The organism is Roseateles sp. (assembly GCF_039595295.1).
Classification (GTDB): Bacteria; Pseudomonadota; Gammaproteobacteria; order Burkholderiales; family Burkholderiaceae_C; genus Roseateles.
Genome location: NZ_JBCNLU010000006.1, coordinates 85,112 through 106,146 on the forward strand (window position 1 = coordinate 85,112; position 21,035 = coordinate 106,146).

The 21,035-nt window shown below is 69.9% G+C and carries 15 protein-coding genes; 7 read left to right on the top strand and 8 right to left on the bottom strand.

The window, feature by feature from the left end; translation table 11 throughout:
• Positions 1 to 155 precede the first annotated feature (155 nt).
• Positions 156 to 1,340, top strand: coding sequence for a hypothetical protein (locus tag ABDW59_RS06605; RefSeq protein WP_343628753.1), 1,185 nt, complete (start codon positions 156 to 158; stop codon positions 1,338 to 1,340).
• 4 nt (positions 1,341 to 1,344) lie between these two features.
• On the opposite strand, the gene ABDW59_RS06610 is transcribed toward ABDW59_RS06605, so the two are convergent.
• A complete protein-coding gene (locus ABDW59_RS06610; RefSeq protein WP_343628755.1) occupies positions 1,345 to 1,881 on the bottom strand; it encodes a hypothetical protein in 537 nt (178 codons plus the stop codon).
• A gap of 238 nt (positions 1,882 to 2,119) precedes the next feature.
• Between ABDW59_RS06610 and ABDW59_RS06615 the strand changes: the two genes are divergently transcribed.
• Positions 2,120 to 3,097: a hypothetical protein gene (locus ABDW59_RS06615; protein ID WP_343628757.1), complete on the top strand. Its 978-nt coding sequence runs from the start codon at positions 2,120 to 2,122 to the stop codon at positions 3,095 to 3,097.
• A 7-nt stretch (positions 3,098 to 3,104) separates the two neighbouring features.
• Here ABDW59_RS06615 and ABDW59_RS06620 read toward each other — a convergent pair whose 3' ends face one another.
• Together ABDW59_RS06620 and ABDW59_RS06625 are read right to left on the bottom strand one after the other, a co-directional pair.
• Positions 3,105 to 4,136 (bottom strand): tripartite tricarboxylate transporter substrate binding protein, encoded by a 1,032-nt coding sequence (locus ABDW59_RS06620; protein WP_343628759.1) that lies wholly within the window; start codon positions 4,134 to 4,136, stop codon positions 3,105 to 3,107.
• A complete protein-coding gene (locus tag ABDW59_RS06625; protein WP_343628760.1) occupies positions 4,129 to 5,049 on the bottom strand; it encodes a LysR family transcriptional regulator in 921 nt (306 codons plus the stop codon). Before ABDW59_RS06625 ends, ABDW59_RS06620 begins: the two co-directional genes overlap by 8 nt.
• A 260-nt stretch (positions 5,050 to 5,309) precedes the next feature.
• On the opposite strand from ABDW59_RS06625, the gene ABDW59_RS06630 reads away from it, so the two are divergent.
• From ABDW59_RS06630 to ABDW59_RS06640, 3 genes are read left to right on the top strand one after another with little or no spacing between them, the layout of a single operon-like run.
• Positions 5,310 to 6,413 (top strand): porin, encoded by a 1,104-nt coding sequence (locus ABDW59_RS06630; RefSeq protein ID WP_343628761.1) that lies wholly within the window; start codon positions 5,310 to 5,312, stop codon positions 6,411 to 6,413.
• A gap of 53 nt (positions 6,414 to 6,466) precedes the next feature.
• Positions 6,467 to 7,789 (top strand): PEP-CTERM sorting domain-containing protein, encoded by a 1,323-nt coding sequence (locus ABDW59_RS06635; RefSeq protein ID WP_343628762.1) that lies wholly within the window; start codon positions 6,467 to 6,469, stop codon positions 7,787 to 7,789.
• 25 nt (positions 7,790 to 7,814) lie between these two features.
• Positions 7,815 to 9,242: a hypothetical protein gene (locus ABDW59_RS06640; protein WP_343628763.1), complete on the top strand. Its 1,428-nt coding sequence runs from the start codon at positions 7,815 to 7,817 to the stop codon at positions 9,240 to 9,242.
• 25 nt (positions 9,243 to 9,267) lie between these two features.
• Here the strand turns inward: ABDW59_RS06640 and ABDW59_RS06645 are convergent, their stop codons facing one another.
• The 3 genes from ABDW59_RS06645 to ABDW59_RS06655 form a co-directional block, all read right to left on the bottom strand.
• Positions 9,268 to 10,227, bottom strand: a complete 960-nt coding sequence (locus tag ABDW59_RS06645) for an amidohydrolase family protein (RefSeq protein ID WP_343628764.1) — start codon at positions 10,225 to 10,227, stop codon at positions 9,268 to 9,270.
• Positions 10,228 to 10,285: 58 nt separating this feature from the next.
• On the bottom strand, positions 10,286 to 12,160 hold the full coding sequence (locus ABDW59_RS06650; protein ID WP_343628766.1) for a glycoside hydrolase family 13 protein: 1,875 nt from the start codon (positions 12,158 to 12,160) through the stop codon (positions 10,286 to 10,288).
• A gap of 166 nt (positions 12,161 to 12,326) precedes the next feature.
• Positions 12,327 to 14,150 carry an alpha-amylase family glycosyl hydrolase gene (locus tag ABDW59_RS06655; protein ID WP_343628768.1) on the bottom strand — a complete coding sequence of 608 codons (1,824 nt, stop codon included), beginning with the start codon at positions 14,148 to 14,150 and terminating at the stop codon, positions 12,327 to 12,329.
• Positions 14,151 to 14,370: 220 nt separating this feature from the next.
• On the opposite strand from ABDW59_RS06655, the gene ABDW59_RS06660 reads away from it, so the two are divergent.
• Complete coding sequence (locus ABDW59_RS06660; protein ID WP_343628769.1) at positions 14,371 to 17,331, top strand: alpha-1,6-glucosidase domain-containing protein; 2,961 nt, start codon at positions 14,371 to 14,373, stop codon at positions 17,329 to 17,331.
• 496 nt (positions 17,332 to 17,827) lie between these two features.
• The gene (locus ABDW59_RS06665) at positions 17,828 to 19,072 is read left to right on the top strand and encodes a tetratricopeptide repeat protein (protein ID WP_343628770.1); all 1,245 of its coding nucleotides are present in this window, start codon (positions 17,828 to 17,830) and stop codon (positions 19,070 to 19,072) included.
• A 10-nt stretch (positions 19,073 to 19,082) separates the two neighbouring features.
• On the opposite strand, the gene ABDW59_RS06670 is transcribed toward ABDW59_RS06665, so the two are convergent.
• On the bottom strand, positions 19,083 to 19,418 hold the full coding sequence (locus ABDW59_RS06670; protein ID WP_343628771.1) for a YkgJ family cysteine cluster protein: 336 nt from the start codon (positions 19,416 to 19,418) through the stop codon (positions 19,083 to 19,085).
• Positions 19,418 to 21,034, bottom strand: coding sequence for a bifunctional serine/threonine-protein kinase/universal stress protein (locus ABDW59_RS06675; protein ID WP_343628772.1), 1,617 nt, complete (start codon positions 21,032 to 21,034; stop codon positions 19,418 to 19,420). The genes ABDW59_RS06670 and ABDW59_RS06675 overlap by 1 nt, the downstream gene beginning before the upstream one ends.
• Position 21,035: the final 1 nt, after the last annotated feature.

Below are 21,035 nucleotides of genomic sequence, written 5' to 3' on the forward strand. Positions count from 1 at the left end.
AGGTCAAGGAGCCGTCTGAAGCGCCCCTGTTCGGGGCCGCGCATGCGAAGGCGTTGAACCAGCTCCGCGCGTTCCTCAGTCCGCCGTCACCGTCACCGTCACCGTCACCGTCACCGTCGTCGAGGCCGAGGCCTGAGGATCTGATGGAGCCGACCATGCTCGCTGCTGTCAATGACATGCTCGACGTGCGCGTATGCAGAGACGGGGAACTCGCCCGAATCGAGGCGCGGCAGCAGGCGCGCGACATCGCGCGAGGCTTCGTCAATCTGGCCGCAGCGCTGGTGAAGGAGAAGCGCCTCGATGGCGCTGCCACGCTGGAGGCTCTCATCGCGCCGGGCATGGAGGAGCGAGCGCCGTTCCTCCTGAGGCTGGCGACGCATTCCGTGCACGATCGACCGATGGCCGAGGCCATGTGCAACCTGATCGAGGCCCTGGGCGACGCAGCGGGCCGCAAGTCGGTGGTGGACAAGCTGCTGAGGCTGGAGAGTCCGGCGCAGCTGCGCACCGCGGCGTCGCTCCCTGAAGGCTTGAGCCCGAAGTACACCGATTTCCTTGGGCGGCTGATGGGCGACGGCCAGGGGGAATGGGATGACGACGGCGCGGTGCATGCCCTCGGACGCCTGAAGGAGGCGAAGCTGTTGCCGGAGCGGTCGCAGGTGAAGGCCGCGTACTCGTCGTGCCGGTGGCAGAAATTGAGCAACTTCGTTGACGCCAGCATGCTGCTGCGCAAGGTAGCTCCCTGGGCGGATCCGCCGAGCGCGATGTCCTTGGAGGAGTCGGAGCGGCGGCTGGGGGAGCTGCTTTCGGCAGCGTCGGGACGGACCGGTGTGGCGTCTGGCGCCGTGGGCGCTACTCGGCAAGGGGCCGGCGAAGGCATCGCCCGGCACCATGAGCAACTGATCCGGCAAGCGGTCGCTAAGGCGCTTCAGAAAGGCTGGGCCAGCCACAGGCAGGTGACTGGCAAGCTGACCAGTGACGTCGCGCTGGTGGAGAGCGGTTTGAGCGACCGACTGACCACGAAGCTGCTCGACGCTGCCTGCGGCCATCTGACGCGGATGTCGAAGCAAGCGCCGCCCCGAGTGTTCGAGCGCGTGCTGGCCGAGGTGCTGCGCGACCCCGCGCTGCCGCAGGCTCTGGCGCCAGAGCCGCAACACGAGGCTGGCGCGCGCAAGGGCATGGGCCCATGTGCCGATGCGAAGGTGTTGGAGTTGCTCGAGCCGTTGGCGACCCGCCACGTGGAGGCGTTGCTGGATCAACGCCAGAAGCAGAAGCTCGTGAAGGTGTTGCCGGAGGACTTCGCGGTGGACGACTACTGCCTGCCAAAGTCTGGATTGGATTGAGCGATCAACGCGCGTAGGCCACCGTGCGGGCCTGCGCCGCATGCGCCTGCGCAATCAGCGTGGCGGAGGACACCGCCACCGTCGGCGCCAGCATCGCCGCCTGCGTCGCCGCGCTGACGACCATGGCGGCCGTGGCGGTCCAGGGCAGGCCAATGCGCGCCTCCGCCAGCAGCCGCGCGGGGACGGGCTCCTCATGGACGTGCGGGACGATGGTCAGGTACTCGTCCGAGCGGGCGAGCTCGATGTCCTCCGGCGCCATGCCGACGAAGACATGCGCGAAGCCGCGCTCGATCGCGTCGAGCGCGGCCTCGGTCGCGCGGCGCCAGCGCTTGACCGCGGCGACCTCCGAGCGCGAGGCGGTGTCGGGCACCGGCCAGCGCGGATCGCCGCCGGTCACTGCCAAGCAGGCCCGGAAGGACTCGACCACGCCCTGCGGGCCGCCCAGTCGTGCGTCCAGTACCTGGGTCGCGATGGTGCGGGCCAGATCGTGCTGGTGATACGGGACCATGACCTGCTCAAGAATGACTTCATAGCGTCGCATGACGGTTCCTTCCTTGGCGTCGCTGTCGGAGCGCCGCCTGTCGTTGTGGCTGGGGGAGGATGGAGAATACTGGATGCAAATACAGTATTCAATCCGACTTGTGAGGGGAATGGGGGGAAGCTGCCATCGCCTGTCAGCAGGCAGCGGCGAGCGCTGCGCGGCGGGTCCGGAACCAGCGCCGGCTCGTCCATGGACTAGGGCGCTCCGCGCGTTGGCGCACCCTCGGCGAGGAGCCGGCATGTTCTCTTCTTTACCCCCCCCGTCGCCATCGCCGCTGTCGGCTTCCTGGGACTCGACCGACGACCAGACCTCTGGCTCGGAGGACGCGACGCCGGACGACGCGTCGCTGCGGGACGGCGGCGACGCGGCCGCGGGGCCACCTCCGGTGCGCGACTTGCCGCCGTCCTACGCGCTGTGCCTGGCGGATGATCTGGCGCGACACCTTGAGCGCGCGCTGGGCACACCCGAGGAGTTTCCGGTGGCGAAGAAGCTGCTCACGCGCATGGCCGAGGCGTTGGCCGAACGCGGTACGGATCAGGCGTTTCAGGAGCGCTCAGCGCGTCTGCTCCACCCGGCCGTGGTCGACATGGTGACCCGGTTGCTGATGGAGCGGGACGCGCGTGGGGTCGCAGGCCAGTACGCCAAACTGCTCTGGCTGCTGCTGAGGGATCAGGTGTTGCCCAAAGGCGCCACGTTGGCCGCCCTGACGCAGGCCAGAAGACCGGACCTCCGTCCTCCCTTGTTGTTGCAACTGGCGACCATGTCGCGTGGGTCCGCCCGGCAGGGGCTCACCCTGGCCCGTCTGGTCATCGCGATGGCGCCGCACGAACAAGCCGCTCTTTCGCGCTTCCGGACGCAACTGCTGGCGCTGGCCAGCCCGCACGGCCTGAGCGAGCACGACAAGTACATCGACTTCTACGGGCGACTCGCACGGGACGGCAAGTTGCTGGCGCATTGGCAGGCGCCGCTGAATCTGCAAGGGGCCCTGGCCTGCCTGGCGATGTTGCGCCTGAACGATCTGAAGCCCGTCACGGCGGAGGTGGAGGCGATCTATTCCTCCCGTCGAGCCAGCAAGATCCAGCACGGGTTCGACGCCGCCTGGAGCGAGATGGCCGCGTGTGACCCTCTCGATCCCACCGAGCTGCGGGACAACTGCGTCACGATGGCGGCCCGGTTGGCCGGGCTGCTGCGCCTGGAGCATGTGACGCCGGTTTGAGGCGCGCTCAATCCACCGGCACCCGCAGCGCCCGTTCCCGCTCCCTGGTGATGCGCGCCGCGAAGGCCGCCGAGCTGCCGCCGGTGGGCAGGTTGCTCACATCCAGGATGCGGGCGCGGAGCTCGGGCTGGCGCAGCGCCTCGTTCACGACGGCGTTGATCAGCCGCAGCCGCGCCGGCGGCACGCCGCGCGGCGCGAACAGGCCGAAGGTCGACACCAGGTTGGCCTCGGGATAGCCGAGCTCGGCCAGCGTCGGCACTTCGGGCAGCACCGGCAGCCGTACCGGCGAGCCGATCGCCAGCGCCTTGAGCCGGCCCTGGCGCACGACCTGCAGCTGCGTCGAGGCGACGTTGGAGGACAGCAGCTCGAACTGCCCGCCGATCGCGTCGGTGAGTTGCTGGCCGCCGCCCTTGTAGGGCACGTGGATGATGTCGACACCGGCCGCGGCGCGGATCTGCGCCAGCACCATGTGGCCGACCGTCGCATGGCCCGAGGTGGCCCAGCGCAGCTGGCCCGGCCCGGCGCGAGCCGCGGCGATCATGGCCGCGAAACTGTCCGCCTTGAAGGACGGATGGGCCAGCACCAGCACCGGGGTGTCCATGATGCTGACCACCGGGACGATGTCGCGCTGGCCGTCGAAGACCGGGCGCGGCGAGGCGCCCGATCCCGGCGGCGCGAAGACCAGCGGGCTGATCGCGCAGTAGGCCAGGGTCTGCCCGTCGGGCGCGGCGCGGGCGAGCGACTCCAGCGCCGTCAGGCCGCCCGCGCCGGCGCGGTTCTCGACGATGACGGGCACCTTCAGTCGCGTGCTCATGAACTGCGCCAGCGCGCGCGCCGTGTCGTCGCTGACGCCGCCCGGCGGATAGGCGACCAGCAGATGCAGCGGCCGCGTCGGCCAGGGCTCGACCGCAGGCGCTTTCTCGGCGGCCCGCGCGGTGGCAGTGCCGAGCGCCATGGCCGCCGCGCTCAGACGGGAGCTCGTCACGAACACGCCCGGCAGGTGCGCGCCAGCCAGACCGATCACCGCGCGCCTACGCATCGCGATGCTCCCGCGCGATGCGGCGGGCGAGCTCGAGGAAGGTCGCCGTCGGTCCCTCCTGATCGTGGGTCCGATAGGCCAGCGTGAGCGGCGCCTCCAGACGCGCGTGGCGGGGCAGCGGCCGGAACACGATCGAGTGCCCGTGCACGCCGCGCATCGACGCCGGCACCACCGAGATGCCCGCGCCCGCCGCCACCAGGTTCAGATTCATCATCATCCGGTCGACCTCGACGAAGCTGCGCGGGCGCACGCCCTCGCGTTCACACAGCGCCAGCAGGTTGGCGTAGAGCCCGGGCGCGCCGGGGCGGCGCACGAGGATCAGATCCTCGCCCTCGAGCTCGCCCAGCGGGACCGGCGTGCTGGCCGCGCGCGGCACATCGGCCAGCCGGTGATCCAGCGGCAGCGCCAGCAGCGCGGGCTCGCTGAGCAGGGTCTCGAAGCTCAGGCCCTCGGGACGCGCGACCGGCACGCGCAGGAAGCCGCAATGCAGCCGCGCCTTGGCGATCGCGTCGATCAACTCGGCGGCGTTGTTCTCGGTCATCGAGAGCGCGATGCCGGGGTGCTCGCCGCGGCAGGCGCGCAGCACCGCCGGCGTGAAGGCATGCGCCGCCGCCGAGCTGGTGAAGCCCACCGACAGCAAGCCGTGCTGCCCGCCGGCGAGCCTGTCCATGCGCTCGCGCATGTCGGTGAAGTCGCGCAGCAGGCGGCGGGCCTCGTCGAGGAACTGGCGCCCCGCATCGGTCAGGCTGACGCCCTTGGGATGCCGGTGCAGCAGCGACATGCCGAGCTCCTGCTCCAGCGTCTTGATCTGCTGGCTCAGCGGCGGCTGCTGCATGCCGAGCAGCGCCGCCGCGCGCGTCATGTGGCCGGTCTCCGCGACCGTCACGAAGTAGCGCAGATGTCGTAGATCCATCGCTTGTCTCCTGGTCCTTCGGGCGTGACGCACGGCCGGCGACCGGCCGCGATGACCGATGGGCAGGGTGTCTTCGCCATATTCAAAACGTCTCGGACTCTGCGGATCAGTGTATTTGACGCTATGGCGCGGGGTCACTAAGGTCCGCCCCGGATAGCGCGAACGGCTCCGGCGGATCCACGCCGAGGGGGCCGGCCGGCCGATCACGGTCCCGACGAGGACCGGCAAGAACACGACAACAACCCGATGGAGACAAGACGGTGAAGAACGAATCGAGCAAGACGACGAAGTCCCTGGCTGCCCGCGCGATGGGGGGCGGTCTCCTCGCGGCCGTGACCGCGGCCGGCGCGCCGGCGGCCTGGGCGCAGGAGAGCGGGGTGCAGGTCTTCGGCCTGATGGACATCGGCGTGCAGGCGATCAAGGCCAGCGGCGCCGACACGCGCTACTTCGTCAACAGCGACGGCAACACCTCCAGCCGGTTCGGCGTGCGCGGCACCGAGGACCTCGGCGGCGGACAGAAGGTCGGCTTCTGGCTGGAGTCCGCCGTGTCGGTCGACGACGGCACCAGCGGCGCCACCAGCAGCAACAACAAGGACTCGGTCAGCGGCGGCCTGACCTGGGGACGGCGCGCCACGGTGCAGATTTCCGGCCCCTGGGGCGAGCTGCGCCTGGGGCGCGACTACGTGCCCTCGTTCGGCAACCTGACCACCTCCATGCATCCCTTCGGGACCAACGGCGTGGGCAGCTCGGGCCTGATGTTCTATCCGGTCGCGGCCGGCGGCACGACGGCCCGCACCAACGTGCGGGCATCGAACTCGATCGGCTACTTCACGCCCTCGGGCATCAACGGGTTCTATGCGCACGTGATGGTCGCGCTGGGCGAGCAGGGCGCCGGCCCCACGCACCGTGACGGCAACCTGCAGGGCGCGCGGCTGGGCTGGCGCAACGAGGACTTCAACGTCTCCGGCGCGATGTCCCGGACCCGCTACGCCACCGGCGACTACACGCAGAGCAACGTCGGCGCCACGTATCAGTTCGGCCCTGCCAAGCTGATGGCGCTGTGGGGCGAGAACAAGGTCGGCGTGACCAAGACCGTCGCGCGCATGCTGGGCACGCAATGGCGGCTCGGACCGGGCGAGCTGCGCTTGGCCTACACCTGGCTCAGCGCCAAGGGCGTGGCCAGCGATGCGACGCACATCGCGATGGGCTATGTCTACGACCTGTCCAAGCGCACCGCGCTGTACGGGAACGTCGCCCGCATCGACAACAAGGGCCCGGCGATGCGCTTCAACGTGGGCGTCGCGTCGACGCTGCCCGGCGGCGACAGCGGCGGCGTCGAGGCCGGCGTGCGCCACAGCTTCTGATCCCTCCCGACTCGCACCTTTCCGACAACAAGCGGCAACGCAGGAGTCCCACCATGACCCTCATGTCCTTCCCCCTGCGCCTGGCCGGCGCGGTCGCGCTCGCGGCCGCGGCGCTGGCGTCCGTCGACGCCCATGCCGAGGCGACCAAGATCCTCTTCGTCGGCAACAGCTACACCTTCGGCCGGATCGATCCGGTGATGAGCTACAACGCCGCCAACGTCCACGACCTCACGGCCGCGATGTACGCCGCCAACCCCAGCGGCGCCAACAGCTTCGAGCCTCATCCCTGGGGCGGCGTCGCGGGCATCTTCAAACAGTTCACGGTGGAGGTCGGACTCGATTACGACGTGTCCATCTCGGCCCGCAACGCGGCTTCGCTGCGGGGGCAGTTCCTCAACAGCAACAGCGCCGGCTGGGACCTGCGCGGCAACATCGGCTCGCAGGTCTGGGACAAGGTCGTGCTGCAGGAGCAGAGCGACGAGCCGCTGACCAAGCAAGCGGGACTGGCGTCGAATCCGTCCTACTTCAGCACCTACGCCAACCTGATCGAGAACTGGATCCATCAGGGCAACGCGCTGAGCTACCGCGAGCGCGATTTGATCGGCGGCACGAACGCCAAGTGCGCGGAGATCACCGGCGCCTCGACGGGCACCTGCGGCACCGTGCGCAACATCCCGGTCAATGCGAACGCCAATCCGGATGCGCAGGTCTACCTGTACCAGACCTGGGCGCGGCCCAACCTGGTCAACGCGCCCAGCCAGACCACGACGGATCCGGTGACCGGCGAGATCATTCCGACCGGCGAGCCGGCGGCCTCGTATTACACGAGCCTGCAGGCGATGACCGAGGACCTGCGCAACGCCTACCAGGCCGCGGCGCTGGCGGCGGGCGCGGACGGTTCGGGCGGGTTCTCCGGCATCGCGCCGGTAGGCGACGCCTTCATGCGCGCGATCGCGGACGGCGTGGCCTCGCCGGACATGTATGCGCCGGGCGCGAAGACCGACGGACTGATCGACCTGTGGTTCGACGACGGCACCCATGCGAGCAAGTACGGCTCATATTTGAGCGCGCTGACGCTGTTCGGCACGATCACCGGCTTGAATCCGACGACGCTGGGCCTGAACGAGATCGCCGCGCGCGATCTGGGCATCAGCGCCAAGGACGCGCTGCTGCTGCAACGGGTCGCGAGCGAGCAGCTCGGCTTCGCCGCGGTGCCGGAGCCGGGGACCCTCGCGCTGGCGGCACTGGGCGTGGGACTGCTGTGGCTGCGGCGACGTCGTGGCGGGGCCGTGCGCGGGGGCGTCGGCGAGGCGGCATCGACGTTGCCATCGACGCCGATGACGCCTGCAGCGCCGACGGCCGCGATGGCGGTTTGAACTCGATCAGGGAACGGAGATCAGGATGACGATGAAGGCAATCGCGCGACCGGGCGTGGGGGCGGCGTGGACCGTGTTGGCGCTGGTGATGGGCGTGTCCGGCGCCAGCATGTCCGGCGCCTTCGCGAAGGACGTGGTCAAGGCCGCCGCGCCCGATGCGGTGGTCGAGCTCAAGGGCGAGGCCGCGACCGACGTGTCGGCCGAGGCCGCGCCGGTGCCGACGGCCTGCCCGTCGGGCGTGGGGGAGGGCACGACCTGTCTCTCCGGCCAGGACCGGGCGGGCGCGTTCTACCTGATCGCGATGCCCAGGCAGTGGAACGGCGACCTGGTGCTGCACGCCCATGGCGGGCCCTTCCTGGGGGCGCCGACCGCCAAGCGGGTGGCGGAGGATCTGGAGCGCTGGTCCATCATGCCCAGGCTGGGCTATGCCTGGGCGGCGTCGAGCTACCGGCAGGGCGGCGTCGCGGTCACCGCGGCGGGCGAGGACACCGAGCGGCTGCGCAAGCTCTTCATCGCCAAGGTCGCCAAGCCCAAGCACGTGTGGCTCCACGGCCAGTCCTGGGGCGCGAGCGTGGCGGCCAAGGAGGCTGAGAACTTCGCGCAGGGCAAGCCGTATGACGGCGTGCTGCTGAGCTCGGGCGTGCTGGGCGGGGCCACCAAGAGCTACGACTTCCGGATGGATCTGCGGGCGGTCTATCAGTACCTGTGCCGCAACCATCCGCTGCCCAGCGAGCCGCAGTACCCGCTCAACATCGGGCTTCCGCTCGATTCCACCTTGAAGCAGCATGAGCTCGCCAAGCGCGTCGACGATTGCCTGGGCCTGAACAAGCCGGCGGCGGAGCGGACGGCGGAGCAGGCGCGCAAGCTCAAGACCCTCGTGGACGTGGTGCACATCCAGGAGCGCAGCATCCTGTCGCATCTGAACTGGGCGACCTGGCACTTCCAGGACGTGACCTTCAAGCGCACCGGCGGCGCGAGCCCCTTCGGCAACGAGGGCGTGGTGTATGCGGGCTCGGCGGACGACGCGGCGTTGAACGCGGGCGTGCCACGCTTCAAGGCGGATGCGCGGGCGGTGGCGACCTTGTCCGCCGATGCGGACCTGGGCGGGAAGATCCCGGTGCCGGTGCTGACGGTGCATGCGATCCACGATCCGACGGCCATGGTGGAGCTGCAGGACGTGTTCGGGAAGACGATGGCGGCGGCGGGCCGGGGGGATGCGCTGGTGCAGACCTACACGGGCGACCGCGACCACAGCTACCTCAGCGATCCCACGTATGCGGCGCTGATGGAGGCGCTGACCGCGTGGGTGGAGCAGGGCCGCAAGCCGACGCCGCAGGGTATCGCGGCGGGCTGCGAGAAAGCGAAGGAGAAGCTGGGCTCGACCTGCCGATTCGAGCCGGGGTATCAGCCCAAGGCGCTGGAGACGCGGGTGCCGGTGAGGGGCAGGCCTTGAGCAGCGGCGGAGGAGAGCCCGTCCCTCACTCCGCCACTCCAAACAACCCCGCCGCATTGCCCCACGCGATGCGCTTGGCGGTCTCCGCCGGCAGACCGCCGAGCCAGGTCCGGTAAGCAGCCATGGTGGCGCCGTAGTACTGCCAGCGCTGATTGACCCAGGTGTCCGAGCCGATCAGGAAACGCTCCGGATACTTCAGGATCAGCGCCCGCCAGGCCGGGCAGAGCTGCCCGTCGTCGCAGGTCAGCCCCGGCCGGTACGACAGCTCGCCCATCAGCCGCGGGTACTTCTTGAGCAGAGCCTCGACGCGCTCCACCGGCGCGCCGTTGATGCCCGTGTGCGCCCAGATCAGCCTGGCCTCCCGGCCCTGGGTGGGCGTGGCCTCCATCAACAAGTCAATCGCGACGTCGTCGACGTGCGCCAGTACCACCAGCGATTTCTCTTCGGCCAGCGCCATCAGCTTGCGCGCGACCGGGCCGCGCGCGTTCGCGCTGTCGTAGAGGTGGAACTCGCCGATGCCTCGATACGGACCGGCCCCTGTGTCGCGCGCAAGCTCGTCCTGGACCATGCGATAGATGCTCTCGTCCCGGAACCAGTTGTCGTAGTCGGCGCGGGTCCGATAGAGCCGGATGAAAGGCACGACCGTCACGCCGGCAGCGCGTGTCTGCGGCAGCGAGGCGAGCGTGCGCGTGCCGTCGTTGGGTCGCGAGTTGGACAGCACGGCCTTCACGCCGCTGCGCTTCATCCGCGCGAGGACGTCGGCCGGTGGGTGCGGGCCCTCGCGCCCGTTCCAGGCTTCCTCGTTGTAATGCAGGTGGGCGTCGAAGATCGGGCCGGCGTAGCCAGGGCTCTGGTCGGCGGCATGGGGGCCGACCGCGGCGCAGGAGGAGATCGCCAGCAGGGCGATCAGTCTCGACAGGAAACGCAGGCGGCGCGGAAGCGTCGGCCGCCACGGTTGCAGGGGCGCGGGCAGGGCGAGACGCATGGGCAGCTCCGGCTTGGAAGGGCTGCGCCGGATTCTGCGCTCACGCCTCGCCGCGGCGTCACTCGATCGCCAGCACCGTCACCGACCGCCCCGGCACCGTGAGCGTGTTGCCCAGCGCGCGCCGCTCTCCGGTGATCACGTCGGTGGCCGTGTCGCCAGCCTTGATCATCTCGACGAAGCGCGTCAGGTCCAGCTCATGCGGGCCGTCGGTCTTGTTCAGCACCAGCATCACGCGACGGCCGTTCAAGCCCTTGGCCGCGTCGTAGCGGAACAGCACGTAGCTGCCGCCCAGCGGCGCGTACTGCATCAGCGCGCCCTCGTGCACCAGCCGCTCGGACTTGCGCCAGTTCAGCAGCTGGCGCAGATAGGTCTGCGCGTCGCGCTGGCGTTCGCTCAGGCCTGTCCCGGTGAAGGCGTTGATCTTGTCGCCCGCCCAGCCGCCGGGGAAATCCGAGCGCACCACGCCGTCGTCGCGATGACGCGGGCTCTCCATCAGGATCTCGGTCCCGTAGAAGAACTGCGGAATGCGCTTGACCACGCTGAGATAGGCCCAGGCCATCTTCGTCAGCGCCAGGTCCTCATGCAGCACGCTGTAGACGCGCGGCGTGTCGTGGTTGCCCTCGAACAGCACCAGATTGCCCGGGTCCGGATAGAGGAAGTCGTGCGCCAGCGCCTCGTAGACGCGGGTGAAGCCGCCGTCGTGCGCGTCCTTCACGTTCAGGCCGGCCAGCAGCGCCTCCTGCAGCGGGAAGTCCATCAGGCTGGGCAGCGACGAGACATAGCCGTCGTGGTTGCGCTTGCCCGCCTGCCAGTACGACACCACCGCCGGATGCGAGCTCCATTCCTCGCCGACGATGTTGAGCTTCGGGTACTCCTGCTTCAGGCGCGCGGACCACGCCGCCAGGAAGTCCTTGTCGGAGTAGCTGTAGGTGTCGGTGCGCACGCCCGCCAGGCCGGCCTGCTCGATCCACCACAGGCTCATCTGCGTGAGGTAGGTCGCCAGCAGCGGCTGGCGCTGGTTGAGATCGGGCATGCCGGGGCTGAACCAGCCGTCGCTGAAGCGCTTGCGATCGCTGGGCGAGGCGTAGGGATCCTGCAGCGTCATGCGCGCGTGATGCGTCTCGGTGTACTGGGGCCAGGTGTTGACCCAGTCCGCCGTCGGCAGGTCCGCCATCCACCAGTGATGACCGCCGATGTGGTTCAACACGATGTCCTGGATCAGGCCGACGCCGCGGCGCTTGGCCTCGGCGCTCAGGCGCACGTAGTCCTCGTTGCTGCCGAAGCGCGGATCGACGCGGTAGAAGTCGGTCGCGGCATAGCCGTGATAGCTCCACTTGGGGCTGTCGTTCACCGACAGCGGCGTGGGCCACAGCATGGTGAAGCCCATGCCGGCGATGTAGTCCAGATGCGCCGTCAGACCCGCGAGGTCGCCGCCGTGGCGGCCGCCCGGGTCGGCGCGGTGGACGCCCTCGGCCATGCCGGCGACCTCGTCATTGCGCGGATCGCCGTTGGCGAAGCGGTCGGGGACGACCAGATAGATCGCGTCCTTGGGACCGAAACTCTCGCGCTGCGCGGAGCCGGTGGCGCGTGCCAGCAGCGGATAAGGGTGCTCGAGCACGACCTGACCCTCGCGCTTGAGCCGCAGCGTCAGCGTGCCGGGTCGCGTCGACGGATCGATGCGCAGGTCGACGAACAGGTAGTTGGGGCTGTCGCCGCGGCGCGTGCCGACCAGGGTCACGCCGGCCATGGGCGCGATCTCCAGCGACAGCGCGCCGATGCCGGCGCCATGCAGCATCACTTGCAGCTCGGGGCGGGCCATGCCCACCCACCAGTGCGGGGGCTCGACGTGAGCGAAGCGCGGCGAGGCGGCGGCCGGCACGAGGCCGGAGGAGGGAGCGGCCGTCGCGGCGACGGCGACCGGTGGCTGGGTCATGGCGGTGAGGCTCAGGACGAGAGGAAGGAAGAGGGCGGACCGACGCGAGATCGCGAACGGGGACGGGGCAAGCGGCGGACGCAGCGACGAGACGGACGACGAGACGGACGACGAATCTGGCGATGAATCAAGCGGCGAATCGGACGACGAATGCATCGCGCGGGCCTCAGCGTAGACGGAAAACGCGGACCGAGCGCGCGCCCATGGGGAGCGCGATCGCGCCGCGGGCGTCGGCGACCGGCTCGGCCATCCGCGTGCCTCTCGGGAACAGCGTGGCCAGGCGCGCCTTGGCGGGGAGCGTCGGCGTCGCGGTCGCGGCCTCGTCCCCATAGTTGATGACGACCAGCACGCGCTGGCCCCGCCAAGCGCGCTGGAAGCTCAGCACGCGGCCTTGGGCGAGCGGCGCCTCGTAGCTGCCGCGCGCGATGGCGGGCTGGCTGTTGCGCAGCGCCAGCATGGCCTTGTAGAAGTTGAGCAGCGAGCCCGGATCCGCCGCCTGCGCCTGCGCATTGTGCGTGGCCGCGTTCGGCGACACCGGCCTGAACGGCTTCACCGGCGTCGCCGGATCGGCGGGCTGAGCGCCCGCGCCGGGCCGTGCCGCGCTGAATCCGCTGCCATCGGCATTCCAGCTCATCGGCGCGCGCAGCGGCTCGTCGCCGGGCAGTCCGTCGACACCGGCTTGGCCGATCTCCTCGCCGTAATAGATGAAGGGCGTACCCGGCAGCAGCAGATAAGTCGCGGCGGCCAGTTTGTAGCGCGACTCGTCGCCGCCGAACCGGTCCCAGGCCCGCTTGCCCGCGAAGATGTCGTGATTGCTGAGCATGGTGGCCATGCTCAGCGGCGCGGTCTTGAAGAAGTCGGCCACCTTGGCGACCGCCTCGGGCGCGGCGTCGCCGCCCTTGGCCGCGTCGATGACGGCGCGCTCCAGCCCGAAGGCGAAGGCGCTGCCGCAGACGTCCTCACGGGTGTAGACGCGCGGCTCGGCCGTCGCCTCGCAGACGACGAAGCGGCGCGGATAGCGCTTGATCTGCTGCGTGTACCAGCCGGTCAGCTGGCGGCTCTCGGGCTGGTCGTTCCAGTCCTTGGCGCTGTTCTCGATCAGATGTGGCACGGCGTCGAGCCGGAAGCCGTCCAGCCCGCGGTTGAGCCAGAAGCGCAGGCTGTCGGCGTGGTACTTCACCACCGCCGGATTGCGCATGTTGAAGTCGGGCATGTGCGGCCCGAAGACGGCGAAGTAGCGCGAGGTGCCGACCGGCGCATCCGGCTTGGGCGGTGCGCTGGCGCCTTCGGCGACCTGCGGGACTTCCTCGCCCGGCAGGTACCAGGGCGTGTGGCCCCAGATGTCCCAGTCCTTGAGGGTGGACAAGGGCGCGTCCGACCACACGAACCAATCGCGCCACGGGCTCTTCGGATCGGCGGCCGCGGCCTGGAACAGCGGATGCTCGCGCGCCGCGTGGTTGAGCACGTAGTCCATGACCACGCCGATGCCGCGCTGGTGGGCCTGGCGCAGTAGTTCGTCGAAGTCGGCGAGTGTGCCGTACTGCGGCTCGATTGCGCGGTCGTCGGCGATGGCGTAGCCGTGGTCGTGATCGGCGCTGACGGTGATGGGCATCAGCCAGATGCCCTTGATGCCGAGGTCCTTCAGATAGTCCAGCCGGCTGATCAGCCCACGCAGGTCGCCGATGCCGTCGCCATCGCTGTCCTGATAGCCGCGCACGAAGATCTCGATGAAGGCGCCGTGCTGCCAGCCCTCGGGCAGCGTGCTGCGGCCCAGCCGCTCCTTCACCGCGGAGAGATCCACCGGCGCGGCCGGCTTCGCCGTGGCGGAGGGTGAGACCGAGGTCGGGGGCGAGGTCAGTGCGGCGATCGCGGCGGCGGATGCCGTCGTCGCGAGAGGATGATCGGCGGCCAACGCGACCGTCGTTCCCGCCGCGAGACCGGCGGCGGACATCAGGACGGCGAGCGAGGCGGCAAGTGGGGCACGCTTCATGCGGCGGGTCTCCGGGATCTTGTTGTTTGTAGCAAAAGTACGAATTCTGATCCTGCCGAGAAACGCCATCCAATGATGCATCTATGGGCGACAGGCGCGGCGCAGCATAGAAGGATTGGCGGTTGAAGGGAAGTCCTGATACTCCCGGTATGTAGTTTTGCTACCATCATTCGCGATCCGTTCCGGACCATGGGGCGGCGTACAAGAACATGGAGACCTGATGGGATCGCGATCGCATCCGCTGCGCATCTTGCCGCTGCTCGCGGCGATGGCCGGCTTCACCGCCCACACGACGCCAGTAGCCTCAACCGCGCCAACCGCGCCAACCGCGCAGAACGCCCGCACAGCGCATGCCGCTCCCGCCGCTCCCGCCGCGCACGTCGAGCACGTCGAGCACGTTGCGCGCGCCGCCGCTCTTCACTCCCTCTCCCGCGGGGCGGGAGAGGGCGGGGGAGAGGGTGGGAGCTCCCGCAACGCTGGCTCTGACGATGCCGCCTGCGCCGGCCCTCTCTCGACGGTCCTCGCGCCGATCTCGCCCAGCCTCGCCAAGCCCGATGGCCGGCAGCAACCCGTCTGGATCGACGCCCGCCGCCTGCTTTGGCCCGGCCTGATGCTGGAAGCCGGCCAGGTGGTCCGCCTGCACCGCTCGACCCCCGGCGCCTTGTCGCTGACCGACGGCCGCATGACCGGTGCCGACAGCACCCTCACGCTGACCCCCTCGACCGAGCCGCTCTCCACCGAGTTCGTCGCCCAGACGGCCTATCTCCAGACCGACGTCCAGCTCGCGCTGCCCGACGCGCCGGAGGCGTCCCTCGACGCCCAGTCGCTCCACCGGGGTCAGGTCTTGCTCACCGTCGAGGACGCCCAAGGCCGGGTGCTCCGCTGGAGCCCCGCTCAATCCGCCCGCGCGCTGGACGCGCTCTACGCCGCCGCCGAGAACGAGCCCGCGCTCGGCGCCTCGCTGAGCGGCAAGGGCGCCGCTTTCAAGCTCTGGGCGCCCACGGCCGATCGTGTCGAGCTCTGCACCTATCCCGGTCCCGACACGCCCGCCCACGCGCGCCTGCCGCTGACCCGCGACGACCGCACCGGCATCTGGTCCGCGACCGCGCCGGCCGTCCGCCCGGGCGCCTACTACCGCTACCTCGTCGAGGTGTTCGTCCCCGGCCTGGGCCGCGTCCGCAATCTGGTGACGGATCCGTACTCGGTGAGCCTGTCGGCCGACTCGGCGCGCAGCTATGTCGCCGATCTGTCCGAAGCCCGCCTCAAGCCCGCGGGCTGGTCGGCCAGCCGCATCCCCGACCGCGTCAAGACGCCCACCGACATGGTGGTCTACGAGCTGCACGTGCGCGACTTCTCCCGCGACGATGCGAGCGTGCCGGCCGCCATGCGGGGCAAGTACCTGGCCTTCACGCAGCGCCAGTCGCAGGGCATGAAGCATCTGCGCGAGCTCGCGCGCGCCGGGCTGACCGACGTCCATCTGCTGCCGATCTTCGACATCGCTTCCGTCCCCGAGCGCGGCTGCAAGGCGCCGCCGCTGCCACCGAAGGATGCAGGTCCCGAGGCGCTCGCGCGGGCCGCCCGCGCGGGCGCGGCGACGGACTGCTTCAACTGGGGCTACGACCCCTTCCACTACAGCGCGCCCGAAGGCAGCTACGCCAGCGATGCCAACGACGGCGCCACCCGCGTGCGCGAGCTGCGCGCCATGGTCATGGGCCTGCACGCGGCCGGGCTGCGCGTGGGCATGGACGTGGTCTACAACCACACCAGCACCTCCGGTCAGGCGGCGCAGTCGGTGCTGGACCGCATCGTCCCGGGGTACTACCAGCGCCTGGACGCGACCGGCAAGGTCGAGAACTCCACCTGCTGCGACAACACCGCCACCGAGCACCGCATGATGGGCAAGCTGCTTGTCGACTCGGTGGTGATGTGGGCGCGCGAGTACAAGATCGCGTCCTTCCGCTTCGACCTGATGGGGCATCAGCCGCGCGCGGTGATGGAGCAGCTGCAGGCGCGCCTCAAGCGCGAGCTGGGCCGCGAGGTGCAGCTGATCGGCGAGGGGTGGAACTTCGGCGAGGTCGCCGATGGGAAGCGCTTCGTGCAGGCCTCGCAGCTGTCGCTGAACGGGACCGGCATCGGGACTTTCAGCGATCGGGGTCGCGACGCGGTGCGTGGGGGCGCGGCGGGAGACGGTCCGGCCGAGGCCGCGCGACGTCCGGGATTCATCGTGCCGATGCCGGCGGGCGATCTTGCGGATCCGGCGCTGACGAAGCGTCGCGAGGAGCTGCTTCAGCAAGGGGATCTGCTCAAGCTGGCGATGGCCGGCACGCTGCGCGGCTACACGCTGGAGACACGCGATGGACGGCGCGTCAGGGGTGAGCAGCTGCCCTATGGCGACCAGCCCGGGGGCTATGCGTCGGTGCCGGCGGAGGTCGTCAACTACGTCGAGAACCACGACAACATGACGCTGTTCGACGCGCTGGTGTTGAAGCTGCCGATGAACGCCAGCGACGAGGACCGGGCGCGCACGCAGATCGTGGCGCTGGGGATCAATGCGTTGAGCCAGGGGGTGGCGTATTTCCACGCCGGCGGCGAGTTGCTGCGTTCCAAGTCCATGGACGGCAACAGCTATGACTCGGGCGACTGGTTCAACCGCTTGGACTGGAGCCAGACCGACAACGGCTTCGGCATCGGCCTGCCGCCGACGGCGGAGAACGCGGCGGCGCATTCGGATCATTACCCGGTGCTGCGGCAGTACCTGGGGCTGTCGGCGAAGCCGCGGCCGGCGGCGATCGCGTGGACGAATCGGGCGTTCCTGGATCTGCTGCGGATTCGCGCGAGCACGCCGCTGCTGCGGCTGTCGGATCCGGTGGAGATCGGGCGGCGATTGGTCTTCCACAACACCGGGCCGGGGCAGCAGCCGGGGGTGATCGTGGGACGGCTGGATGGGGCAGGGCGCGCGGATGCGGGGTTTGAGCGGCTGCTTTATGTCGTGAACGCGGGGGCTGGGCCCGCGACGCTGGAGCTGCCGGCCGAGGCGGGCTTTGCTTGGCGGCTGCATCCGGTGCAGCGAGCGGCGGGTGCCGGCGACGGCAGGCTGCGCAAGGAGGCTTCGGTGGATCGGGCAAGTGGACGCTTCCAGGTGCCGGCGCGGAGCGTGACGGTGTTTGTCGTGGAGCGTTGATGCGTGGGCGTGGCACCGAGCATCGTGGCCGATAGCCTCGGACGATGCAGGAGGCACTCCCTCGCCCGCTTGCGGGAGAGGGCAGGGGAGAGGGTCTTCGGGCTCTGCGGGAGGCTCTGCGGAGGCTCTGGTGTGCGACGGCCCTCACCCCAACCCCTCTCCCACTTCATGGGAGAGGGGCTCCTTCTTTGCCCCTCGCACGATTCATGGAGAGGGGCTCTCTTGGCCCCTCGCCCGCTTGCGGGAGAGGGGTTGGGGTGAGGGCCGGTGCCCACAGCGAGCCCTCTTGCAATCAGTCGAGGTGAATTCACTCCCGCGAAAGCCCCGCCCGTCGCACGCCGGTGCGCACCGCGCCCGACAGGACTAGCATCCCTCCTCAGCGGCCCTGTCAGAGGCCGCATCGGAGATGGTCATGGATGCTCTCGCCCCCGTCGCGTCGGCCAGGACGCCTGTTCCGCAGCCCCCCACAGGGTTCGCCCCACCCGGCACCCCCACCGTGCCGCGACCGTTCCGATCCTGGGTGCGCATCCTCACCGCCAGCCGAGGCGCGACGCTGACCGTCTCGGCCGCCGTGTTGATGGGGCTCACCGCATGCGCCTCCGCGCCCCCGGTCCAGCCCCCCGAGCAGCAAGCCCTGCTCCGCGACGACCTCTTCCCGCCCAGCACCGAGCGCATCGATCCGGATCAGGTGCTGACGATGACGCCCAAGATGCGGGAGTTCATCCACAACCGCATCCCGCGCCCGTCCAGCGCGCGCTTCCTGGAGCTGCGCGACGCCCGCCATCAGCTGCTGGACGCGCTCTACGCCAAGGGCGAGCTGCAGCTCGAGTACGACGCCGAGCAGACACGCACCGCCGCCGAGGCCTTCGAGGCCAAGGCGGGCAACTGCCTGTCGCTGGCGATGATGACCGCGGTCTTCGCGCGCGAGGTCGGCTTGCCGGTGCTCTACCGCCAAGTCTACGACGAGGAGCAATGGGCCCGTGTCGGCGACCTGCAAGTGGTGTCCGGCCACGTGAACGTCGCACTGGGCCGACGGCCCAATGACTTCCGCGTCATGGCCGACGACGATCCCAATCTGGTGGTGGACTTCCTGCCCGGCGTGAAGATCCGCTCGCAGCGCGCGATGCTGCTGGACGAGCGCACCATCGTCGCGATGTACCTGAACAACCGCGCCGCCGAGCTCATGACGCAAGGGCAGCTCGATCGCGCCTACTGGTGGGCCCGTGCCGCCTGGCTGCATGAGCCCAAGCTGCTGAACGCGCTCAACACGATGGGCGTGATCTATCGCCGCCACGGCAATGCCGCCGCGGCCGAGGCGGCCTTCCGCGCGGTGCTCCAGCGCGAGACCGCCAACACGCAGGCCATGTCCAATCTCGCGTCGCTGCTGCGCGTGAACGGCCGCCTCGCGGAGGCCAAGCAATACGAAGAGCGCCTCGCGCAACTGCAGCCGTATCCCCCGTTCAAGTTCTTCGACCTGGGCGTGGCGGAGATGAAAGCCGGCCGATACGCCGAGGCGCGCGACCTGTTCGCGAAGGAGATTTCGCGCTCGGCCTACTACCACGAGTTCCATTTCTGGATGGCACTGGCCAACGTCGGTCTGGGCAACTGGGACGTCGTGCGCAAGGAGCTGGTGCTGGCCGAGGAGTACAGCACCACGATCAAGCAGCGGCAGCTCTACACCGCCAAGCTGGACTCGCTGAAGGCCAAGATGTCGGCGCGCGGGCGAACCGTCTCGCAGTGAGCGGCGCCGCTCAAAGCGGCGTCAGACCATGCCGGGCGCGTGCCCGGTTGCAGGCCTCGTCGCCCAGGCCCAGCGGCGCACGCATTCCGAATTCGCGACAGGGGGACGGGCGCCACTCGTAGATGCCGCAGCCGGCGCGCTCCCCGACCGTGCCCTGCAGCGCCGCGCAGCGCGGCCGTGCATGGTCGGTGCCGCGCATGCGGCAGGTCGCGTCGGTGACGTCCACCGTCAAGCCGTCCGGCACCGTGCCGCCCTCGCTGAGCAGCTCTTGCCGGGCGAAGTCGACCCGGAAGCTGGCGCAGCAGGCGCCGCATCGGGTGCAGGGGTTGTCTTGGGCGGAGCTCATCAATTCGAGGCCGAAGGGCTGATCTGCACATCATCGCCGGCGGGCGCATCGGGGAGCGGCGGCTCGCGCACGACGGTCACCGTGCAGGCGCACTGCGTCACGACCTGCGTCGACACGCTACCGAGATAGCGCCGCAGCGCCGAGCTCGCCCGCGCGCCCATCACGACGTGGTCCACGCCGGTCTTGGCGGCGAACTCGATCAGCGCGTCCGCCGTGTCGGGCGCCTCCAGGACGTGGAAGGTCAGCCGGCCGTCCTCCAGCGCAAGCTCGCGCGTCATCGGATGAGCCCAGTTCTTCAGCGCGATCAGCTGCTGCACGTGGTGGCTGCGGCCCTGCGCGTCGGTGAGTTCGTCCATGCCGATGCGGTTGGTCTTCATCACGCCGACGCAGGCCAGGCGTGCGCCGGGCTCGGTCTGCATCAGGCGGCGCACGACCTCGCGCAGCTCGTCCAGCAGCGCGGGCGTGGCGCCCTGCACGTCGACGGCGGCCATGATCACCGGGCTGCGCGCCAGCTGCGCACCGGCCGACGCGGGCGCGCGCGGTTCCTCGCCCATCGCGAGGAACCAGCGCTTGAAACGCCGCACCAGGCCGCTGCGCTGCAGCTTGTGGGCGCGCGCGGTCAAGGGAACGGCGTCAGGCCGCTGCAGGTCCAGCGCGAGCTGGGCGGCGCTCTGGTAGCGGCGCTCGGCGTGCACCTCCAGGCAGTGCAGCACCACCTCCTGGAACCAGGGCGGGAGTTCCGGCCGGATGGCGCGCGGCGGAATCGGATCGACGTAGAGCCGACGCCGCAGCTGGCGCACCGAGGTTGGCTGACCGAAAGGGCGCTCGCCAGTGGCCAGGTGGTAGAGCATCACGCCCAGCGCGAAGAGGTCGCTGCGTGGATCGTTGCGGACGAACTGGACCTGCTCCGGCGACATGTAGGGGCCGGTGCCCATGGGCAGCGAGAACTCCTCCTCCAGCAGGTCGGGCAGGAAGTCGTGGCGCGACAAGCCGAAATCCACCAGCACCACGCTGCCGTCGGCGCGCAGCAGGATGTTGCTGGGCTTGATGTCGAGATGGACCAGGTGCTGGCGATGCAGATCGGTCAGCGCGTGCGCGATCTGGATCCCGAGCTCGACCACCTCGACCAGCGGCAGCGGCGCCTGGTCCAGGCGGGGGCGCAGGCTGTCGCCCTCGATGCGCTCCATGACGATGTAGGCCTGACGCCGCCAGTCGCCGCGTGCGACGAAACGCGGGACATGCGGGCCCTTGAGCGCCGGCATGATCATCTGCTCGACCTCGAAGCCGACGATGCTGGCCGGGTCCTCGCCGCCCTTGATGCGGGGGACCTTCATCATCAGCGGGAAGTCCTCGCCGGGCAGGGGCTGCTCGCGGCGCACCTGCCAGAGGTTGGCCATGCCGCCCTGGTGCAGCCGCGCCTCCAGCACGAACCCGTCCAGCACCTGACCCGGCTGCAGCGGTGTGGTGATGGGGGTGACGGGCGCCGCGGCGGCCTGAGCACCGGCCTGCGCGGCCTCCGACAACGGCGACGTCGAAGGCGACAGCGGCGCCTGCGTCGACGACTGCGGCGACGGCTTCGAAGGCGGGGTGGAGGAGGGCGGGGAGTGGTCGTTCATC

Bases quoted from the DNA above. Each gene is read 5' to 3' on its own strand.
- ABDW59_RS06605 (WP_343628753.1), top strand. From the start codon at position 156: ATGCTCGCTGCTGTCAATGACATGCTCGACGTGCGCGTATGCAGAGAC.
- ABDW59_RS06610 (WP_343628755.1), bottom strand. From the start codon at position 1,881: ATGCGACGCTATGAAGTCATTCTTGAGCAGGTCATGGTCCCGTATCAC.
- ABDW59_RS06615 (WP_343628757.1), top strand. From the start codon at position 2,120: ATGTTCTCTTCTTTACCCCCCCCGTCGCCATCGCCGCTGTCGGCTTCC.
- ABDW59_RS06620 (WP_343628759.1), bottom strand. From the start codon at position 4,136: ATGCGTAGGCGCGCGGTGATCGGTCTGGCTGGCGCGCACCTGCCGGGC.
- ABDW59_RS06625 (WP_343628760.1), bottom strand. From the start codon at position 5,049: ATGGATCTACGACATCTGCGCTACTTCGTGACGGTCGCGGAGACCGGC.
- ABDW59_RS06635 (WP_343628762.1), top strand. From the start codon at position 6,467: ATGACCCTCATGTCCTTCCCCCTGCGCCTGGCCGGCGCGGTCGCGCTC.
- ABDW59_RS06640 (WP_343628763.1), top strand. From the start codon at position 7,815: ATGACGATGAAGGCAATCGCGCGACCGGGCGTGGGGGCGGCGTGGACC.
- ABDW59_RS06645 (WP_343628764.1), bottom strand. From the start codon at position 10,227: ATGCGTCTCGCCCTGCCCGCGCCCCTGCAACCGTGGCGGCCGACGCTT.
- ABDW59_RS06650 (WP_343628766.1), bottom strand. From the start codon at position 12,160: ATGACCCAGCCACCGGTCGCCGTCGCCGCGACGGCCGCTCCCTCCTCC.
- ABDW59_RS06655 (WP_343628768.1), bottom strand. From the start codon at position 14,150: ATGAAGCGTGCCCCACTTGCCGCCTCGCTCGCCGTCCTGATGTCCGCC.
- ABDW59_RS06660 (WP_343628769.1), top strand. From the start codon at position 14,371: ATGGGATCGCGATCGCATCCGCTGCGCATCTTGCCGCTGCTCGCGGCG.
- ABDW59_RS06670 (WP_343628771.1), bottom strand. From the start codon at position 19,418: ATGAGCTCCGCCCAAGACAACCCCTGCACCCGATGCGGCGCCTGCTGC.
- ABDW59_RS06675 (WP_343628772.1), bottom strand. From the start codon at position 21,034: ATGAACGACCACTCCCCGCCCTCCTCCACCCCGCCTTCGAAGCCGTCG.